We start from the raw sequence: 3,176 nt of genomic DNA on the forward strand, positions 1-3,176 counted from the left end.
CGATGCTGCCCAATTCGCTCGCGCTGCTCAACGACGCATGCCGGCATGACCCGCATCTGCGCGCGCGAGCCGTGGGCTGGTGGACGGCAGCCGGTTCGATTTCGATCGCGGCCGGCCCGGTGGTCGGCGGCCTGCTGATCGCCGCATGGGGCTGGCGCGGCATCTTCCTCGTGAACCTGCCGCTGTGCGCGGCCGGGCTGGCGGCCGCCTTTGCGTGGGTGCCCGCGCGTCGCGTGGCGGCGGCGCCGACCGAGCCGTCCCGTTCCATCCGCGCACTCGACCTGCGCGGCCAGTTCATCGCGATCGCGATGCTGACCGCGCTGACCGGCGCCGTGATCGAATGGCGTCCGCTCGGCTTCACGCATCCGGTCGTCGCCGGAGGCTTCGCGCTGGCCGCACTCGCCGCGCTCGCGTTTGTCGCGGTGGAAGCGCGCACGGCCACGCCGATGCTGCCGCTGTCGCTGTTCCGCCATCGCACGTTCAGCGCGGCCGTGCTGTTCGGGATCTGCGTGAACCTCACGTACTACGGCACCGTGTTCGTGCTCGCGTTGTACCTGCAGCGCGCACGCGGCGAATCGGCGTTGCAGGCCGGCCTCGCGTTCCTGCCGCTGACGGGCGGCTTCCTGCTGTCGAACCTCGCAAGCGGGCGCGTCGTGGCGCGTCACGGCCCGCGGGCGCCGATGCTGGCGGGCGCGCTCGTCGCCGCGCTCGGCTACGGGTCGCTGCATTTCATCGACGCGTCGACACCGTTGGCCGCCCTGCTCGTGCCGTTCCTGCTGATCCCAACGGGAATGGGCTTCGCGGTGCCAGCCATGACGACCGCCGTGCTCGCGTCGGTCGCGCCCGAGCGGGCCGGCATCGCGTCGGCCGTGTTGAATACCGCGCGACAGGCCGGCGGCGCGATGGGCGTGGCAGCGTTCGGTGCGCTCGCCGGCGGTGGCGGCGCGGGGCAGGTCGTGGACGGGTTGCGGATCGAAACGGCCGTGTCGGTCGCGCTGCTCGTCACCGCCGCGCTGCTCGCGACGCTGGTGCGACCCGATGCGCATCGCGGCGCATCGCCCGCGCATCAGGCAGTGGCGGCGGCCGATTGAACGGATGCGGTCATGCGTCGCCGGGGTCGCGCTGAATCAGGTGACGCCACGGAAACACGTTGCCCTTGAAGTGACTCACGTAGCCACCGCTGCCGGCCTGGATCACCATGAACGACAGCCGTGGATGCAGTGCCTGCAGCGCTTCGAGCGCTTCCCGATCGAGACAGGTGTTTCTCAGCGTCAGCGTGTGGAGCCGCTGGCCGGCCTGGCTCGTCAGCAAGCGCTCGTAGGCGTCGAACGACGTCACGCTGTTGGCGTCGCGCTCGCGCTTCCACGTCGAATGCAATGCGGTCGATTCGGAGAAATCGAGCCAGCCGAGCGACGACAGGTTGTCGCTGTCCGCAAGACGATCGATGAACTGCTGCGTGTCATCGCCGCCGCCGATGCGCAGCCGCTCGAGATGTGGAAGCGGTATGTCGAAGAAACGCGCGTCGGGTGCATTCGGCACCGTCAGCTCGTTGAGAAACGGCGCCTTCTCGGCAAAGCGGGCAATCTCGCCGCCCTCCTGCATGATCAGGTCGCGGCGCACGATCATCGACTGGTTGTGGTCAGCCGGCTCGGTCGGCCGCACATACAGCGAGCGCAGCATCGGGAAGCGCGCATTCGAATCGAGCAGCGGACCGAAATCCCATTCGCGCGTGCCGTTCGCCCCTTCGTCCACGCCGCTGAACGCGAGGTCGGTCACGAGATCCGCGACGTCTCGCTCTGCCAGACATTGCAGCGTCCAGTCGAACGGCTCGTCCCAGGCACCGCCGAAGTACCGGACGTGCAGCCCGGCCCGCATCGGCGCGACGGTGACATGATTGAAATCGGTCTGCCACAGCGGCTCCGCAGGATCGGCATGGTCGCGCCCGTCCTCCGCGCCCTCGCGTTCGCAGAAGTCGTGGATGCGGCGCTGCAGATCGAGCAACCGCCGATAACCGGCGGAATCCAGCGGATGGGACATGGCGATGCGGCTCCGGTCGACGACGATCGCGACAGTCTAGCCGACGGTGCAGCCGTCGCGCACGACGCTTATCGCCGTGGCGCGTCCGCTTCGTCGCCGATTTTTCTCACGACCGTCTCCGCCGCCTTCAAAGGCCGGCCGTCGTCATGCCGCAGCGCGAGCTTGCGGACCGCGCGCCCGGTGCTGCGATCAATCAATATCGAATGCGGCTCGCCGCGCGCGAACAGGTTCGCCTCGCCCCACTGCCGCAACATCACGATCACAGGAAACAGCCCTTCGCCCTTTTTGGTCAGCGCGTATTCCTGATACGCGGTGCCGTCCGATGCCGGCACGACGTCGAACACGCCGGCGTCCACCAGCATCTTCAGCCGGTCGGACAGGATGTTGCTCGCGACGCCGAGGCTCGCGCGGAAATCGCCGAACCGCCGCACGCCGTCGAACGCATCGCGCACGATCAGCAACGCCCAGCGATCGCCGACGATATCGGTCGCCCGCGCCACCGGGCACGGTGAATCCGCAAGACTTTTCTGCCTGGCCATGTTCCTCTCCGCAATCCTGCCGGCCGCCTTCGCGGCAACGCCGGCCATCCGTGCACGAGCTGCCGCCCGTCGCACAACAGGTTGCATTTTAAAACTACTTTTCCTACACTCCACACCAGTTTCAATTTGCAACTACTTTGCACGAGGGAACCCATGGAGTCTTCCTGTCATTCCGGCACCGTTGCATCGACCGTGCCGACACATGCCGCGCATCCGGCCGACGGCGGCCGCCTGTCCGCGGCGCGCGTCGCGTTGCTGGCCGTCTGCTGCGCGGCCAGCGTCGCGAACGTCTACTACGCGCAACCGCTGCTCGATTCGATCGCGCGGGATTTCGGCGTGTCGCAGGCGGCCGTCGGCGGCGTCATCACCGCGACGCAGCTCGGCTGTGCGCTCGCGCTGCTGTTCGTCGTGCCGCTCGGCGACCTGCTGAACCGCAAGCGCCTGATCACCGTGCAGCTTCTGCTGCTGACGGCCGCCTGCAGCGGCGTGGCCGCATCGTCGACGCCCGCCGCGCCGCTGGCCGGGACGGTGGCGGTCGGGCTGCCCGGCACCGCGCACCCGCCCGACCGGCAGAGCGTCCGGAAGGGGAAGAGGGTGCGG

The 3,176-nt window shown here is 68.7% G+C and carries 4 protein-coding genes; 2 read left to right on the top strand and 2 right to left on the bottom strand.

Annotated elements, in window-relative coordinates:
* Positions 1-1,091, top strand: a 1,091-nt coding sequence (locus tag G3N93_RS36985; RefSeq protein ID WP_206135240.1) for an MFS transporter, incomplete at its 5' end; no start/stop codon positions are given.
* A gap of 10 nt (positions 1,092-1,101) precedes the next feature.
* On the opposite strand, the gene G3N93_RS36990 is transcribed toward G3N93_RS36985, so the two are convergent.
* Together G3N93_RS36990 and G3N93_RS36995 are read right to left on the bottom strand one after the other, a co-directional pair.
* On the bottom strand, positions 1,102-2,037 hold the full coding sequence (locus tag G3N93_RS36990; RefSeq protein WP_206135241.1) for a hypothetical protein: 936 nt from the start codon (positions 2,035-2,037) through the stop codon (positions 1,102-1,104).
* A gap of 68 nt (positions 2,038-2,105) precedes the next feature.
* Complete coding sequence (locus tag G3N93_RS36995; protein ID WP_206124915.1) at positions 2,106-2,576, bottom strand: helix-turn-helix domain-containing protein; 471 nt, start codon at positions 2,574-2,576, stop codon at positions 2,106-2,108.
* 153 nt (positions 2,577-2,729) lie between these two features.
* On the opposite strand from G3N93_RS36995, the gene G3N93_RS37000 reads away from it, so the two are divergent.
* A partial coding sequence (locus tag G3N93_RS37000) for an MFS transporter (RefSeq protein ID WP_374196546.1) occupies positions 2,730-3,176 on the top strand: 447 nt, incomplete at its 3' end.

Source organism: Burkholderia sp. Se-20378, from assembly GCF_017104665.1.
Taxonomy (GTDB): domain Bacteria; phylum Pseudomonadota; class Gammaproteobacteria; order Burkholderiales; family Burkholderiaceae; genus Burkholderia; species Burkholderia lata.